Annotated in this window: 10 protein-coding genes; 1 reads left to right on the forward strand and 9 read right to left on the reverse strand. The window is 68.4% G+C overall.

All coding sequences use genetic code 11. From position 1 onward, the window contains the following. Positions 1 to 2: 2 nt before the first annotated feature. The 6 genes from V7778_RS01760 to V7778_RS01785 all read right to left on the reverse strand — a co-directional run bounded on the left by V7778_RS01760 (position 3) and on the right by V7778_RS01785 (position 7480). The gene (locus tag V7778_RS01760) at positions 3 to 1463 is read right to left on the reverse strand and encodes a DHA2 family efflux MFS transporter permease subunit (RefSeq protein ID WP_335551631.1); all 1461 of its coding nucleotides are present in this window, start codon (positions 1461 to 1463) and stop codon (positions 3 to 5) included. After that, entirely contained in the window at positions 1460 to 2839 is a 1380-nt protein-coding gene (locus V7778_RS01765) for a diaminobutyrate--2-oxoglutarate transaminase (RefSeq protein ID WP_335551632.1), read from the reverse strand. The genes V7778_RS01760 and V7778_RS01765 overlap by 4 nt, the downstream gene beginning before the upstream one ends. Beyond that, positions 2824 to 4092, reverse strand: coding sequence for a type III PLP-dependent enzyme (locus tag V7778_RS01770; RefSeq protein ID WP_335551633.1), 1269 nt, complete (start codon positions 4090 to 4092; stop codon positions 2824 to 2826). Before V7778_RS01770 ends, V7778_RS01765 begins: the two co-directional genes overlap by 16 nt. Next, positions 4089 to 5858: an IucA/IucC family protein gene (locus V7778_RS01775; RefSeq protein WP_335551634.1), complete on the reverse strand. Its 1770-nt coding sequence runs from the start codon at positions 5856 to 5858 to the stop codon at positions 4089 to 4091. Before V7778_RS01775 ends, V7778_RS01770 begins: the two co-directional genes overlap by 4 nt. Next, complete coding sequence (locus tag V7778_RS01780; protein WP_335551635.1) at positions 5855 to 6808, reverse strand: hypothetical protein; 954 nt, start codon at positions 6806 to 6808, stop codon at positions 5855 to 5857. Before V7778_RS01780 ends, V7778_RS01775 begins: the two co-directional genes overlap by 4 nt. Positions 6809 to 6943: 135 nt before the next feature. Beyond that, positions 6944 to 7480 carry a sigma-70 family RNA polymerase sigma factor gene (locus V7778_RS01785; protein ID WP_335551636.1) on the reverse strand — a complete coding sequence of 179 codons (537 nt, stop codon included), beginning with the start codon at positions 7478 to 7480 and terminating at the stop codon, positions 6944 to 6946. A 172-nt stretch (positions 7481 to 7652) separates the two neighbouring features. On the opposite strand from V7778_RS01785, the gene V7778_RS01790 reads away from it, so the two are divergent. Then, positions 7653 to 8192 carry a SixA phosphatase family protein gene (locus tag V7778_RS01790; RefSeq protein WP_335551637.1) on the forward strand — a complete coding sequence of 180 codons (540 nt, stop codon included), beginning with the start codon at positions 7653 to 7655 and terminating at the stop codon, positions 8190 to 8192. Positions 8193 to 8297: 105 nt separating this feature from the next. On the opposite strand, the gene V7778_RS01795 is transcribed toward V7778_RS01790, so the two are convergent. The 3 genes from V7778_RS01795 to V7778_RS01805 all read right to left on the reverse strand — a co-directional run bounded on the left by V7778_RS01795 (position 8298) and on the right by V7778_RS01805 (position 15477). Beyond that, a complete protein-coding gene (locus V7778_RS01795) occupies positions 8298 to 10064 on the reverse strand; it encodes a M14 family metallopeptidase (RefSeq protein WP_335551638.1) in 1767 nt (588 codons plus the stop codon). Positions 10065 to 10179: 115 nt separating this feature from the next. Further along, positions 10180 to 11778, reverse strand: a complete 1599-nt coding sequence (locus tag V7778_RS01800) for a S41 family peptidase (RefSeq protein WP_335551639.1) — start codon at positions 11776 to 11778, stop codon at positions 10180 to 10182. Positions 11779 to 11907: 129 nt separating this feature from the next. Beyond that, the gene (locus tag V7778_RS01805) at positions 11908 to 15477 is read right to left on the reverse strand and encodes an indolepyruvate ferredoxin oxidoreductase family protein (protein ID WP_335551640.1); all 3570 of its coding nucleotides are present in this window, start codon (positions 15475 to 15477) and stop codon (positions 11908 to 11910) included. Positions 15478 to 15651: the final 174 nt, after the last annotated feature.

The raw sequence follows: 15651 nt of genomic DNA on the forward strand, positions 1-15651 counted from the left end.
TGTCATTGAGGAGATGTCATTGCATGTGCCGGCGGCATGGCGCCGCCCGGCTTCGGGAACAGCAGCGCCAGCGGCACGGCCAGCAGGAGCAGGCCGCCGATGGCGATGAACAGGTGCTCGAGCGCGGACCCGCTCGCGGCCGCGGGCGGGAGTCCTTGCACCATAAGGCCGGCGCGATGCAGCTCGTAGTAGATCGAGACCGCCACCACCGCCAGCGAGGCCGCGACGCGGCGCAGGATATTGTTCATCGCCGCGCCTTCCGTCACCAGCGGCGCGGGAATCGCGTTCAGGCCGGCGGTGCTGACCGGCATATAGGACAGTCCGATGCCGATCCCGCGCGCCGCCATCAGCGCCAGGATCAGCCACAGCGGCGCTTCCGGCCCGGCCAGGCCGAAGGCCATGGTCGCCAGCGCGCTGCACAGCAGGCCGGCCGCGACGACGGCGCGCGGGCCATGCCGGTCCAGCAGCCTGCCTCCCAGCGGCGAGACCATGCCCGCGCACAAGGCCGTGAGGCACAGCGCCGCGCCGGTCGCGAGCGCGCCATGGCCCTGCACGTCCTGCATCAGGAGCGGCAGCAGGACCACCACGCCGAACATGCCCACCGACTGGACCGCCACCACCGCCACGCTCAGGCTGTAGGCCGGCTCGGCGAAGATGCGCAGGTTCAGCAGGGGCGCCGGATGGCGCAGTTCGGCGCGCACGAACAGCGCCAGGCAGGCGCAGGCGCCCAGCAGCAGGCCGGTATTGAGCGGATCGGCCAGCGCCTGCGCGCCCTTGAAGCGGCTCAGCGCCGCCAGCAGCATGCCCACACCCAGGCTCGCCAGCGCGAAGCCGCGCCAATCGAAGGCGGGCGCAAGGAAGGCCGACGCGGCCGGCGCGGCGGGCAGGTGGCGCCAGCCGATCGCCCAGCCGGCCAGGCCGAGGGGAATGTTGAACGCGAACAGGGCATGCCAGCTGCTCAGCTCCACCAGCACGCCGCCCACCAGCGGCCCGGCCGCCGGGGCCAGCATGACCGCCATCCCCCACCAGCCGCCGACGCGGCCACGCTCTTCCTTGGGATAGACCTCGAACACCAGCGCCAGCGACAGCGGGATCATCAATCCGCCGGCCACGCCCTGGATGCAGCGCGCCGCGATCACCCAGGCCATCGAGGGCGCCAGCGCGCCGGCCAGCGAGCCGCCGAGGAACAAGGCCAGGCCGGCCAGGTACACGCGCTTCGCGCCGAAGCGCTTGCCCAGGTAGCCCGTCAGCGGCATCGTCATGCCCATGCTGATCATGAAGGCCGTAAGCACCCAGCCGGCCGCCACGGCGTCGATGCCGAACACCTCGATGAACACGGGAATGGCCGGGTTCAGCGCCGTGTTGTTCAGGCTCACGGAGAGCGTGCCCAGCAGCACAGTGGCGACGACCAGCCGGCGCCGGACCGGCGGGGCCAGTGGGGCCGGGGACGGCGGGATGCTCATGCGGCCACGCCGCCCCTGACGGAGGCCGTGACCTCGCGCACCGCGTCCTCGAACATGCCTGCAATGGCGTCGACCTGGGCCGCGCTGACGATCAGCGGCGGCAGGAAGCGCACCACCGAGGAATGTCGCCCGCCCAGTTCCAGGATCAGGCCGCGCTGGAAGCAGGCGCGCTGGATCGCACTGGCCAGGGCGGGATCGGCGAGCGGCTGGCCGAGCGTGTCGCTCCTGCCATGGCCGTCGACGATTTCCACGCCGATCATCAAGCCGCGCCCGCGCACGTCGCCGATGGCCGGGAACGCGCGGTGCAGCGCGGACAAGCGCTCCATCAGCTGGGCGCCGCGCTGCGCCGCATGCTGCGCCAGGTTCTCGCTGCGGAGATGCTTCAGGCTCGCCAGCCCCGCCGCCATCGCCAGCTGGTTGCCGCGGAAGGTGCCGATGTGGGCGCCCGGTTTCCACACGTCGAACTGCTTGCGGTACAGCAGGACCGAGAGCGGCAGGCTGCCGCCGATCGCCTTGGACATCACCACGATGTCCGGCACGATGCCGGCGTGTTCGAAGGCGAACAGCTTGCCGGTGCGCCCGAAGCCGGTCTGCACCTCATCGACGATCAGGAGGATGCCGTGCTCCTCGGTGATGCGGCGGATCTCGCGCAGCCACTCGTTCGGGGCGGCGACGACCCCGCCCTCGCCTTGCACCACTTCCACGATCATGGCGGCGGGCGGGCGCACGCCGCTTTCCGGGTCGGCCAGCAGGCTGCGGATGTAGTGCGCGCTGAGCTGCTGGCAGCGCGCGCCGCCGGCGCCGAAGGGACAGCGGTAGGCGTAGGGATAGGGCAGGAACTGCACTTCGGGCATCAGGCCGGGGATGTCGATCTTCTGGTGCAGGCTGCCGGACAGGCTCATGGCCGCATGGGTCGAGCCGTGGTAGCCGCCGTGGAAGGACAGGATGCCGCTGCGGCCGGTCGCGATCTTGGCCAGTTTCACCGCCGCCTCGACGCCGTCGGCGCCGGTCGGCGCGCAGAAATGCACCCGCGCCTGGCTCGCGAATTCGGGCGGCAGGCTGGCGAACAGCTCGTCGACGAAGGCTTCCTTCACCGGCGTCGTGATATCCAGCGTATGCAGGGGCAGCTTGCTGTCGAGCGCCGCCTTGATCGCATCGACCACCACGGGGTGGTTGTGGCCCAGCGCCAGGGTGCCGGCCCCGGCCAGGCAATCGACATAGGTCTTGCCGTCCATGTCGGTCACGTGGATGCCTTCGGCGCGCGCGATGGCGAGCGGCAGGCGGCGCGGGTAGGAGCGCGCGTTCGATTCGCGCGCGGCCTGGCTGTCGAGCAGCTGGCGGTTTCCGCGGCGTTCGGTGTCTAGGATGTGCAGCATGTGGTGGACTCCATGGTGTTGTTGTTGGATGCCTCCGGCTCGAGGAAAACCTGGCGCGGGCGCGGATGGCAGAGGAAATCGGCGTGCGAAATGTTGTAGCCGTAGGCGCCGGCCATAGGCAGGACCAGCAGGTCGCCGACCGCCAGGCCGGACAGCACGGCCCGGCGCGTCAGCACGTCCTTGGGTGTGCACAGCTGGCCGACGACGCTCCACTCCTCCCCGTCTTCGGTGCGGGCGGCCGTGTTGCCGGGTGCCGGCAGGTGCAGCACCGGATGGTCGTGGCCCTGGGCGGCCGGCAGGCGGAACTGGTGGGTACCGCCCCGGCACACGGCGAAGCGCTTGCCGTGGCTGCGTTTCAGGTCCAGCACCTGCATCACGTAGTAGCCGCAGAACGCGCTCACCAAACGGCCCGGCTCGAACCGGATGCGCGGCGCCTCGGCGTCGAGCTCCAGGCGCGCCAGTCGCGCCGCCAGGTGGCGGCACAGGCGCTCCCAGTCGAACTGCGCCGGCCCCAGGTAGTCGACGCCCATCCCGCCGCCCGCGTTCAGGCAGCGCACCAGACGCGGATCGGCGGCCAGCGCGCGCCAGGACGGCCATTTGTCCAGGTACCAGTCGAGCAGCTCGATATGCCGCTCGACGTCGAGCTGGTGCGACATGGCGTGGATGTGGAAACCGTGCAGCGCCAGGTGCGGGCTCTGCTCGACCAGGGCCACGGCCTGGGCCAGCTCTTCCTCGTCGATGCCGAAGGGCGTCGGCCCACCGGCCATCGAGAGCCGGGTGGCGAGATGCGGCGGCAGCGCGGGGTTGATCCGGATGAGCACCGGCTGGCGCCGTCCCATCCGGCCGGCGATCGCGCCGAGACGGCGGATTTCGCCCAGGCTCTCGACGTGGACCAGCTCCACGCCCTGCTCCAGCGCCTGTTCCAGGTCCGCATCGAGCTTGCCGGGACCGGAAAAGACGAAGGGCAGGCGGCGGCTGCACTGCGCCACGCGCGCGATTTCGCCGCCGGACGAGATCTCGAAGCCGTCCACCCAGGGCGCGAGCGTCTCCAGGAGGGGCGCCTCGCTATTGGCCTTGATGGCGTAGAACAGCTCGACGCCGGACGGCAGGCAGGACGTGAGCCGCTGCACGTGGCGGCGCAGCGCGGGCAGGTCGTAGAGGAAGGCGCTGACCGGATCGGCGCCGGCGGCTGCCAGGTGCCGCGCCTGGCGGACGACCGCCGCGGGCAAGGCCGCGTGGATAGCCTGGGTCATTGCAGCGTCTCCCAGGGAGCGCGCAGATCGACATAGCCGGCGAAGCGGTCGGCGGCCGCCGCCAGCCGGATGCGGAAATTGGCCTTGCAGGGAATCGCGGCGCCTGCCAGCAGCTCGTCGAGCTCGGGCGCCGGCGCCTGGAGCTCGGCGCGGATGTCCTGCAATTGCCGGCGCACCTGCCGCCACATGGCCGGCGCCAGCCCGGGCCGCCCTTGCGTCAGCGCCAGCACGGCTTCGGACAGGTTGTTGACGAACAGGCAGTAGGCGATCCGCTTCCAGCCCTGCGCACGCGGATACGCCATCGACTGGCGCACCCGCTCGTGGGTTTCCTGCGGCACCTCGCGCATCCCGTGCTCGGCGCTCAGCTTGACGCCTTCGAAATCGCGCAGCAGCAGCTTGCGCGGCTGGCCGCGACGGTGCACCAGCACCGTGTTCTGCAGGTGCGGCTCGAAGATGACGCCATGGTGGAAGAACATGGCCAGTACCGGGCGCAGCAGCAGCGCCGCATAGGCGGCGAACCACTCCAGCAGGTCGCGCTCGGACGGCGCGCGGCCCAGGTGATGCTCCAGGAAGACCAGCACGTTCGAGCGCAGCGCCAGGTCGCGTCCGAACACGGTGCCCGCCAGCAGGCACTGCCCTTCCCCTTCGTCCAGGCAGAAGTTACGGCGCAGGATGGCGCCGGTCTGCTCGCGGAACCAGATCCTGTCCGCTTCGGAGCAGCCGTCCGGCGACCAGCTGAGCGCGGCCGGTTCCGCCACCACCTCCAGGCCGCCGGTGGTGCCGGGCTGTTCGTGCACCAGGCGCGCCAGCAGGCGGTCGATCAGCAAGGCGCTTTCCAGTTCGTACCAGGCGTTCTTGCGCACACAGTTCGTGATGCGCACGTTCAGCGACCCCTTGATGAAGTAGCCGTGTTCTTTCACGTACATGGTGCGCACCGACGCCGTCGGGTGGGACAGGAAGCCGCCGCGGCCGAGGTCGCGGATGCGCCCCGCCTTCAGCAAACCCTGGACGCGCGGGTCGGCAAGGAACAGTTCGGCCTGGATGGGATGCATGCTGATGCGGACATGGCCGGCCGCGGCGCCATCCTGGTCGGCGAACGCGTCCAGCGCCTGTTGCCGCGACAAGCCGTTGGCCGCGACCCACAGCCCGTCGGCGGGCACGTCGAACAGGTGCAGACGCAGGGCGGCGCCGAATTCCGGCGACACCTCCTCCTGGGGCAGCGAGGCCGGCCACAGCCTGGCCTTCGGCGCCACCTGGGCCGGATGGCCGTACCACAGGCACTGCTCGCTGCGCAGGTAATCGGCCAGCGGCGCCGGCGCCCGGCCCGCGAAGTGCGCCGTGACGGCGCGCTTCAGGTCGCGGCTGGCGAGGATCTGCTCCAGCAGCTCGGGATTGCGCTCCTTGGTGATGGCAGCGCAGCTGTCCAGCATGAAGCGCGCCAGCAAGGCCGGCGTCAGCATGCGCCAGCCTTCGCCCGGACGCTTGCCGAATACGGCGGAGCGGTAGGACTGGCTGCCCAGGCTGTCCTTGCGGTCGGCCAGCACCACGAAGCGCACGCCGTCCGGCATCCGGACCGGCAAAGGCACGACGTCCGGCGACTGCAGCCTGCGGTACAGCTGGAAAGGCAGTCCGAGGGGCCGCCTGAGACAGCCCTCGTCGGCCAGCGCGAGCGGCAGCGCGAATTCCTTGACCAGGCAATTGAGCAGCGCGTGGCACGCGGCCTGGTCGGCCGTCGCGCGCGCGGCGGAAAGGCGTGCCGCGCTCATGCCGCCACGCCCAGCGCCGCCGGCTGAGGCGTGTCGGCCTGGCGCAGGCGCAGGAGCCTGCCCGGCATGGCGAGGCTGGCCTTGACCACTTCCTCGAACAGCTCGCCGTCCAGCTGGTCGTCCAGGGCGAACTCGGACTCGTCGTCGTGCAAGCCGTTGTGGATCTCGCGGATCCGCAGGCCGGCTCCCGACACCGCATACTCGATATGGTGGCGCCCATGGCCCAGCTCATGGGACAGCAGCATGGACAGGAGTTCCTCGCAGCGCGGAGGACGCGGCATGAAGGACTGCACGCGCTTGGTGCGCACCGCATCCCTGTCGAAGGCGATGCGGCTTCCGCCCAGGATGGCGAAGCCTTGCGGGGTGGCCAGGGCGTCCAGCGCGTAGACCTCTTCGTCGTCGCGGTACTGTTCCAGCAGCGCATAGCCGAACTGCAGGTCGGCCAGCCGGCGCTCGAGCTCGGCCGGACTGCGCACGATCGCGCCGCCGCTCGCCGCCCCGCCCTCCAGCGGCTGCACGGTGGCCGGGAACCAGTCCGGCGCGAGCTCGCCGGCAGGCTGGGCGCAATCCACGATGCGCCGGCGGACCTGGAATGGGCGATGGGCATGCAGCCGCTGGTCGTGCAGCACGGCGTTGCGCCATGCGGCGCCGGGCAGTCCGAAATAGGCCGCGCACACCGCCGCCGAGGCGTGCAAGGCCGCATCCGCCGCCAGCACGCCGGCTACACGCTTGTTATGCACGGCGACGAAGCGCGCCACGGCCAGCGGGTTCGAGACGTCGCATTCGGCCAGTTCGCACTGGTCGTAGAAGGGCGACTCGCCGGCCCGCGCGATATGCTCGCCGACACAATCGGTCAGGATCGTCACCTTCTGCTGCAGTCCGGCCGCGGCCGGCAAGAAACCCACCTCCAGGCCACGGGTTGGCGCGTGGGCCAGTATCAAAAGTTCCATCAAGCTCCTCTCGTCATGGGTAGTGACCGCATCCGATCAAGGCGCTCTCCGCCTAAATCTAAATGCTTCTCATTTACATTGACGAAGCGGGCTTGTAGAAATTTAACAATTCATTGAAAAAGCATGAACTGCTGCCTATGCACCGGACGCCGGCTCGCTACCTGTCCTGCACAACGCCTTGTCGCACAGGGCCAAGGCGTCCCGTATCATGAAGTTCACGAGCGTCACGGACACGCCGAGCTGTTTGCCGACCTCGCGCTGGGTCAGCCCGCCCAGCCGGTGCAGTTCGAAGGCGGTACGGGTACGTTCGGGGAGGCCGGCCAGGGTATCGGCCACGATGCGCAGGTCCTGCCGGCTCTCCATGAGCGACTCCGGCGTGCCGGCGCAGGACGGAACGGCTTCGCCCTGTTCCTCGTCGGCCAGGAGACTGGCTTCCAGCGCCGCACGGCGGTACGTATCGATGGCCATGTTACGGACCATCCGGGACAGGTAGGCCGCGGGTTGCCGCACCGTGCCCATGGCCCCGGCCTCGCTCATCTTCAGGTAGGTGTTCTGGACCACGTCCTGCGCCCAATGCATATTGCCGAGCACCTTGAAAGCGGTACGCCTCAGCTGCGGCAGGCATTCGACGAACACGGCATGCCAATCGAGATCCTGTTGGTGTGATTCCATGTGCTTCTCCCCGTCCATTGCCACGACAGCCGCGAAAAGAGCGGGGATCGCGCTTTCCGCGCCCCTGCCGCTTCCGCGCTGGAGATCATATTTACAACGCCTCCAAAAAGCAATGAGAATCATTCTCATTAACAAAATTATGAAATCGGCATGGCCGAAGGGCGCCCCGGGCGTGCTACCCTGCTTTTTTTCGCCCGAGAGGAATGCGATGCACCTGATTTCCCGCCTGCTGCGCCCACTGGTCCTGGCCTTGGCCGTCTTCCCGCCCTGTGCCGCGATGGCCGGGCCAAGCATGGTCTACCTGGTGCGCCACGGCGAAAAAGCCACCGTCGGCCAGGACCCCGAGCTCACGCCGCAGGGACAGGCGCGGGCGCGCAATATCGCCACCATCCTGGGGCGCGCCGGCATCACGGCCATCTTCAGCACGCCGTATGCGCGCACCCAGCAGACCGCGAAGCCGCTGGCCTCGTCGCTGGGGCTGGAGGTGCAGAGCTACGATCCGCGCGCGCCGAAGGCGCTGGTGGAGAAAGTGAAGACGCTCCAGGGGCCGGTGCTGGTGGTGGGGCACTCGAATACGCTGGGGGAGCTGGTGACGCTGTTCGGCGGGACGCCGGGGGCGGAGATCGGGGATGACGAGTATGACCGGCTGTATCAGCTGATCGGGACGGAGGGGAAGGTGACGACGGTGATGTTGAGGTCGGTGGGGCAGTGATAAGGTAAAAAGTACCACCAGCCTCAAAACCGTCATCCCCGCGAAGGCGGGGATGACGTGCCAAGGGAGCGGGCCCGAACGGGGACGCTCCCCACTATTCAGCGATCACAACCCCACATTCGTCCGCATCACCGGATACAGGTTGAAGCGCTCATCCCACGACGAATGCCGCTTCGCGAAGAACTCCAGGCGCGCGTGCGGGTTCTTCGCAAATGCCGGGTCGGTCGCCAGCAGGCGCTGGAATTCCGCCGCCACCTGCGGATCGGCCGCCATCTGCTCGCGCGCCACGTCTTCCGCCACGTATTCTTCCATGTATTCCTTGCGCTCGTAGGCGGTGTTGAACAGGCCCCAGCCGGCCAGCGAGTCCGGCGCCTGCGGCTCCAGCATCGCCATCACCAGGCGCGCCTTCGGCTGGTCGATCGGCACGAACAGCGAACCGCGCAGGATGCCGCGCGCCTCGGTCTTCCACTTGCCTTCCACGGTCAGGCGCTGGTGGCCTTCGAAGGAGGTGGCGCCGAAGCTGGCCTTGTCGGCGCGGAAGGTCTCGACCTCGGCGCGCGCGACGGACTTGTCCAGCTTGCGGAAGGCGATGCCGTGCAGCTTGAGTTTCGCGGCCACCTGCGCCGCATGCGCGGCCGGGACGATGTAGCCGGCGCGCGGCGCGCTCACTTCGAGGTCCGGCACCACTTCCTGACGGAGCGGCACGCGCCACACCTGGGGCTTGCTCTCGTCGTAGCGGGTCATCAGCACGCCCGACACGTCCGAGTGTTGACGCGTGTACTCGTAGCCCTGGAAGTCGACCATCTCGGTCTTGTCGGTGGTGCGATAGGTCAGCGCCACCTTGGCGTCGGCCAGCTTGGCGGCGCGCGCGTCGGCGGCCCAGGCGGCCTGCTGCCAGGCCTTGCCGTTCTTGGCGACCTGCTCCAGGATCGAGATCACGGTGTTGCGGGTGACGCGCACACGGGTCGGGTAGTCCTTCCACGAATGGGTTTCGACCAGCAGCGCCATGCGGTTGCGCAGCTGGAAGTAACCGGTCGAGAAGCGCGGATCGGACACGCTGTCGACGAAGCCCGACATCGGGTCGTCGGTCCTGGCGAAGGACATGTAATAGGACTGCGGCGTCGAGCCCTGCTTGGCGATGTCGGCGATCACGTTGGTGCGCAGCGCCAGGCCGGCCTTGCGGAATTCCGGGTCGCCCGAATACACCGGCTCGACCTGGATCGAGACGTCGTGCTGGAATTTGGCGCCGTCGGTCACGTGCAGGTCGACATAGGTCAGCGGATCCCAGGCGTTCACCAGGCCCAGCATGGCCTGCATCTCGGGCGCGTCGGCCTTCACGTAGTCGCGGTTCAGGTTGTAGTTCTGGGCGGTGGTACGCCAGCCCATCTCGACCGGGCCGCGCTGGTTCGGGCGGTTCCACTTGCCGAAGCGCTCGTGGCCGTCGACGTTGAACACCGGGACGAAGAGCAGCACCTGCTTGTCCAGCGCGCCCTTGGCCAGGCGGCCTTCCAGCACCTCGCGCAGGGCCAGGAAGCCGGCGTCCTTGCCGTCGATCTCGCCCGCGTGGATGCCGCCCTGGATCAGGGTCACCGGCAGGCCCTGGCGCTTGGCGTCGAGCGGCGTGAAGGCGCCGCTGGCGCTCACGATCAGGGCCTTCATCGGACGGTCTTCCGGCGTGCGGCCGAAGTCGATGCACTTGACCTGCTTCGGATAGGCCTTCTGGAAGGCGGCGCACAGGGCGACCACTTCCTCGTAGCGGCCAGTGGCCTGGAAGCCGGAGCGCTCCGAGACGGTGCTCAAGGCGGAGGCGGGAGCGGCATGGGACAGCGGCGCGGCGGCAAGAAGGGCCAGCAGGAACGCGGAACGGATCATCGGGAAAGTCTCCGGCAAGTGAAGAGGTCGCAAAGCCGGAGATTATAGACGCGTTGCCCGACACCGGCAGGTGTCGGGCAAGCGCGAGCGAGCGCGGGCAAGCGGAAAACGCCGTCTAGCGGCGCTCGGGGTAGATCGCGATTTCCTTCGCCTGCGGACGCACCAGTTCCATTTTCACCTGGCGCGCGCGGCTCTGCGCCGACGGCGCCGGGCAGGCGTTATTGGTGCGGTAGGCCAGGGCTGCGGCCAGCAGGCCTTCGGCCGGGTCGCCCACCGGGCGCGACAAATCGTCCGCCACCTGGCAGGTCGGCGCCAGGCCGTCCGCGAAGTCGCCGTAGCCCTTGTGGTTCACGCCCTTGAACTCGATCGAGAAATAGGTCGTGCCGCAGTTCGGCACCGGCGTGAAGCCGTAGGGCTTGCCGCAGGTGGCGCCGCCGATCTGGATCACCTCGATGTCGGCGCCGCGCAGGCCGTTGATCACCGCCTCGCTGGCCGAGCAGGTGCCCGAGGTGCTCAGCACCGTCACGCGGTTCAAGCCCAGGTAAGGCAGGGCCGTACCGCTGCGGATCGGGTCGGGCGACGAGAAGCCCCAGGCGGTGGAGCGGAACATGATCGGCGCGTCGGCGCCCTGCTTGTCGTTGTACTGCGGGCGCTCGAACACCTTGCCGGCGGTGGCCGCCGGGCCGGCGATCATGTAGGCCAGCTCGCTGGCGACGTAGAGCAGGCCGCCGCCGTTGTAGCGCATGTCCAGCACCAGGTCGCTCACGCCTTGCTGCTTGAAGGTGGTGAAGGCGTCGACCAGCTGCTTCTCGGACACGCCGTTATGCGTCTCGAAGCTCAGGTAGCCGACCTTGCCGTTGGCGGTGTCCAGCACCTTGACGTTCTTCACCGGATCGACGCGCACTTCGGCGCCGGTCATGGTGACCTCGAAGGGCGCGCCGGCGCGCTCGAAGGTAAAGCGGTGCGCCGTGCCCGCCGAGGTCGGGAACAGGCCCTCGTTGATGGCGTCGACCGCGGCGTCGCCGCTCGCATTGATGAAATCGATGTTGTCGACCCGGGTCAGCATGTCGCCGCGGCGCAGGCCGGCCGCTTCCGCCGGCGAGCCCGGTTCGACCGCGGTCACCAGCCAGGTGCGCGGAATCTTCGGCTCGGTGTTGCGCGCGAAGGTGAGGCCGTAGCCCAGGTCGATGCCTTCGTTCTGCATCGCTTCCCATTCCGCGGTCGGATAGGTGAAGTGATACCGGTCCTTGGCCTTGCCCGAGGCCGTCAGCGCCGGGGTCTTGAGCACGTCGAAGTAGTCGAGCGCGCTGGTGAAATCCGCCATCCGGTAGGTGTTCGGCACCTCGTTGTACCAGAGGTAATACTCGTTGGTCCAGGCGCGCAGGAACTTCAGCTCGTCGAGCAGGGTGCCCTGGCGGTCCGGGAAAGGCCGGCCTTTGGCGTCGACGCCGGTGCGCGGGGTGGCGCACAGGTTCCAGTAGGTGCCGAAGGCCTCGCCCAGCAGGTTGGGATTGAGGTCTTCCGGCGACTGCTGGCCCGTGGCCGGCGGCGGCGTGGGCGCAGTGGCCGGGGGCGGCTGCTGGCCGGTGGGCGGAGGCGTCGTCGTGCCGGCGGTGGCGCCGGGCGAGCCACCGCCACCGCCGCCGGCGGCAAGCACCAGCAGCGCTGCGAGCGAGGTGGCGACGAGGCGGAGGGAGGCGGAAGGCGTTCTCATGCGCCCGATTATAGACGTGCATATCGGGCGAAAGTGCAAGCAACTGTAACAGTTGGGTCTGGTGAACAACAGGTGATGCTAGCCGGACATCAAATGGCGGGCTGGCGGCTTAGCCGCCAACCCTACCGCTTATGCTGCCTGCGACCTCGTGCCGGCCGGTGCGTGGAAGGCCTGCACCAGCGCGGCTTCCTTCTGCTTGGCCGCCTTCAGGTGACGCTCCTTCACGTGGCCGTAGCCGCGGATGTCTTCCGGGATGCTGGCAATGGCCACTGCCTGGGGAAGGTTTTCAGGCGTCAGCTTCGGCAGCAGCGCTTCGACAGTCGCACGGTATTCGCCGATCAGGGCGCGTTCGGTGCGGCGCTCGGCGGTGTAGCCGAACACGTCGAGCGGGGTGCCGCGCAGGCCCTTGAACTTGGCCAGCACGCCGAAGGCGCGCATCATCCAGGGACCGTATTCCTTCTTGATCGCGCGACCTTCCTTGTCGTGCTTGGCCAGCAGCGGCGGGGCCAGGTGGAACTTGAGCTTGATGTCGCCTTCGAACATGCCGGCGATTTTGGCCTTGAAGGCCGGATCGGTATGCAGGCGGGCGACTTCGTACTCGTCCTTGTAGGCCATCAGCTTGTAGAAGTAGCGTGCGACCGCTTCGGCCAGGCGCGTTCCCTTGCCCAGCTTGGCCTCCTCGGCGCGCACCTGGTCCACGAAAGCCTTGTACTGCGCTGCGTAGGCGGCGTTCTGGTAGGCGGTGAGCAGCTCGACGCGGCGCTTGATCAGCTCGTCCAGGGTCTGGGTACGCTTGAACTCGATCACCTGGGCCGGGGTGGTCAGCTTCTTGACCGCGGCCAGGTCGTGGGCCGCGGTGCGGCCCCAGTTGAAGGCGGCCTTGTTGAAGGGCACCGAGACGCCGTTCAGCTCGATCGCCTTGAGCAGCGAGGCTTCCTGCAGCGGCACATGGCCCTTCTGGAAAGCGTAGCCCAGCATGAACATATTGGTCGCGATCGCGTCGCCCATCAGGGCGGTGGCGATCTGGCCGGCGTCGACGAAATCGACGTTCTCGGCGCCGCAGGCTTGCAGGATGGCGCCGCGCGAACCCTCGGCCGGGAATTGCCAGTCCGGGTTCTTGACGAAGGCCGCGGTGGTGGCGCCGGTCGAATTGACGGCGGCCCAGGTGCGGCCCTCGCCCATGCGGCTCAGGGCGTCGCGGCTGGAGGTGACGATCTGGTCGCAGCCGATCACGAGGTCGGCGCTGCCGGTGCCCACGCGGGTCGAGTGCAGGTCGGACTGGCGTTCGGCCAGGCGCACGTGCGACATCACCGGGCCGCCCTTCTGGGCCAGGCCGGACTGGTCGAGCACGATCGCGCCCTTGCCTTCGACGTGGGCCGCCACCGCCAGGATCTGGCCGACGGTGACCACGCCGGTGCCGCCGACGCCGGCGACCAGGATGCCGAAGGGTTCGGCCACCGACGGAATAGTCGGCAACGGCAGGGCCGGCGGAGCGGCGTCGGAAGTCGCCGCTTTCTTCGGCTTCTTCAGGCCGCCGCCTTCGACGGTGACGAAGCTCGGGCAGAAGCCCGATACGCAGGAGAAGTCCTTGTTGCACGAGGACTGGTTGATCTGGCGCTTGCGTCCCAGTTCGGTTTCCAGCGGCTCGACCGACAGGCAGTTCGACTGCACCGAGCAGTCGCCGCAGCCTTCGCACACGGCTTCGTTGATGACCGCGCGCTTGGCCGGGTCGGGGAACTCGCCTTTCTTGCGGCGGCGGCGCTTCTCGGAGGCGCAGGTCTGGTCGTAGATCACGGCCGACACACCCGGCATCTCGCGCAGTTCCTTCTGCACGTCCATCAGTTCGGAACGGTGGCGCACGGTGACGCCTTCGGCCCAGGCGTAGTCGTCCGGGTATTTTTCCGGCTCATCGGTGACCACGATGATCGGGCGCACGCCTTCGGCCGCGATCTGGCGCGTGATCATGCCCGGGTCGAGCGGGCCGTCGACGTTCTGGCCGCCGGTCATGGCGACCGCGTCGTTGTACAGGATCTTGTAGGTGATGTTCACCTTCGCGGCCACGGCCGCGCGGATCGCCAGGATGCCCGAGTGGAAATAGGTGCCGTCACCCAGGTTGACGAAGACGTGCTTCTCGTCGGTGAAGGGCGACTGGCCGATCCAGGTCGTGCCTTCGGCGCCCATGTGGGTGAAGGTGGAGGTCTCGCGGTCCATCCACAGCACCATGTAGTGGCAGCCGATGCCGGCCATGGCGCGCGAGCCTTCCGGCACCTTGGTCGAGCTGTTGTGCGGGCAGCCCGAGCAGAAGTAAGGAATGCGGTCGGTCTGCGGGTTGGCCTTGGCCGGAATGTTCTTCAGCACCAGTTCCTTGGCTTCCAGGAAGGCGATGCGCTCTTTCACGCGCTGCTCGACCGGGTGGCCGGCGCAGTAGTGCGAAATGCGCGAGGCGATGGCGCGCGCGATCTGGGCCGGGCTCAGCTCATAGGTGGCCGGCAGCAGCCAGTCGCCGTGGCCCATGCGGTCCTTGTTGCTCCACTCGCCGGTGTCGTCGAACTTGCCGACCACGCGCGGACGCTCGGCGTCCGGCAGGTTGTACAGGGCTTCCTTGAGCGCATATTCCATCACCTGGCGCTTCTCTTCGACCACCAGGATCTCGTCCAGGCCGCGCGCGAACTCGTGCACGCCTTCGGATTCGAGCGGCCAGGTCATGCCGACCTTGTACAGGCGCAGGCCGATGTCGCGCGCCGCGTCCTCGTCGATGCCGAGGTCGGCCAGGGCCTGGCGGGTGTCGACATAGCTCTTGCCGGCGGTGATGATGCCGATCTTCGGCTTCGGGCTGTCCCAGATGATGCGATTGAGCTTGTTGGCGCGCGCATAGGCCAGCGCGGCGTACCACTTGAAGTTGTTCATCCGGACTTCCTGGTCCAGCACGGCGTCCGGCCAGCGGATGTTCAGGCCGCCCTGGGGCAGTTCGAAGTCGGTGGGCGTGACGATCTGGACGCGGTCCGGGTCGAGGTCGACCACGGCGCCCGATTCGATGATGTCGGTCACGCACTTCATCGACACCCACAGGCCGGTGTAGCGGCTCATGGCCCAGGCGTGCAGGCCGAAATCGATGTATTCCTGGACCGAGGACGGGTACAGGACCGGGATGCCGCAGTGGGTCAGGATGTGGTCGGACTGGTGCGCGGTGGAGGACGACTTGGCCGCATGGTCGTCGCCGGCCAGCACCAGCACGCCGCCATGCTTGGCGGAGCCGGCGTTGTTGCCGTGCTTGAAGACGTCGCCGCAGCGGTCCACGCCCGGGCCCTTGCCGTACCACATGGCGAACACGCCGTCGTACTTGGCGTCTTTGTACAGGTTGGTCTGCTGGGTGCCCCAGACGGCGGTGGCCGCCAGGTCTTCGTTCATGCCCGGGTGGAACTTGACGTGGTGGGCCTCGAGGTGCTTCTTCGCCTTCATCGCGGTCTGGTCGACCGAGGTGACCGGCGAACCGCGGTAGCCGGTGATGTAGCCGGCGGTGTTCAGGCCATCCTTGAGGTCGCGCTCGCGCTGCAGCATGGGCAGGCGGATCAGGGCCTGGGTGCCGGTCATGAAGGCGCGGCCGCGCTCGAGCGTCCACTTGTCGTCGAGCGTGATGTCTTGCTGGTGCTGAGCGTGCTGCGGCAGCGCCAGGTCGGCGCGCTCCAGGGGTGCGTTCATTGGGTGTCTCCGTGTGTCGCTTCAAATGTGCGGAAGGCGGCTGGGGGCCGCCGGTCCGCATGGCGAACTGGCCTGCGTGGCGCCGGCGCGACGGACTCTTCTTGGTCTTGTGGTCGCGCGGCAGGCGTGGGTCAGTCTCCTCCCGTGTTGCGGAGAGTATAGTCCTGGCCTCCA

This window comes from Massilia sp. DD77 (assembly GCF_036961685.1).
Lineage (GTDB): Bacteria > Pseudomonadota > Gammaproteobacteria > Burkholderiales > Burkholderiaceae_D > Telluria.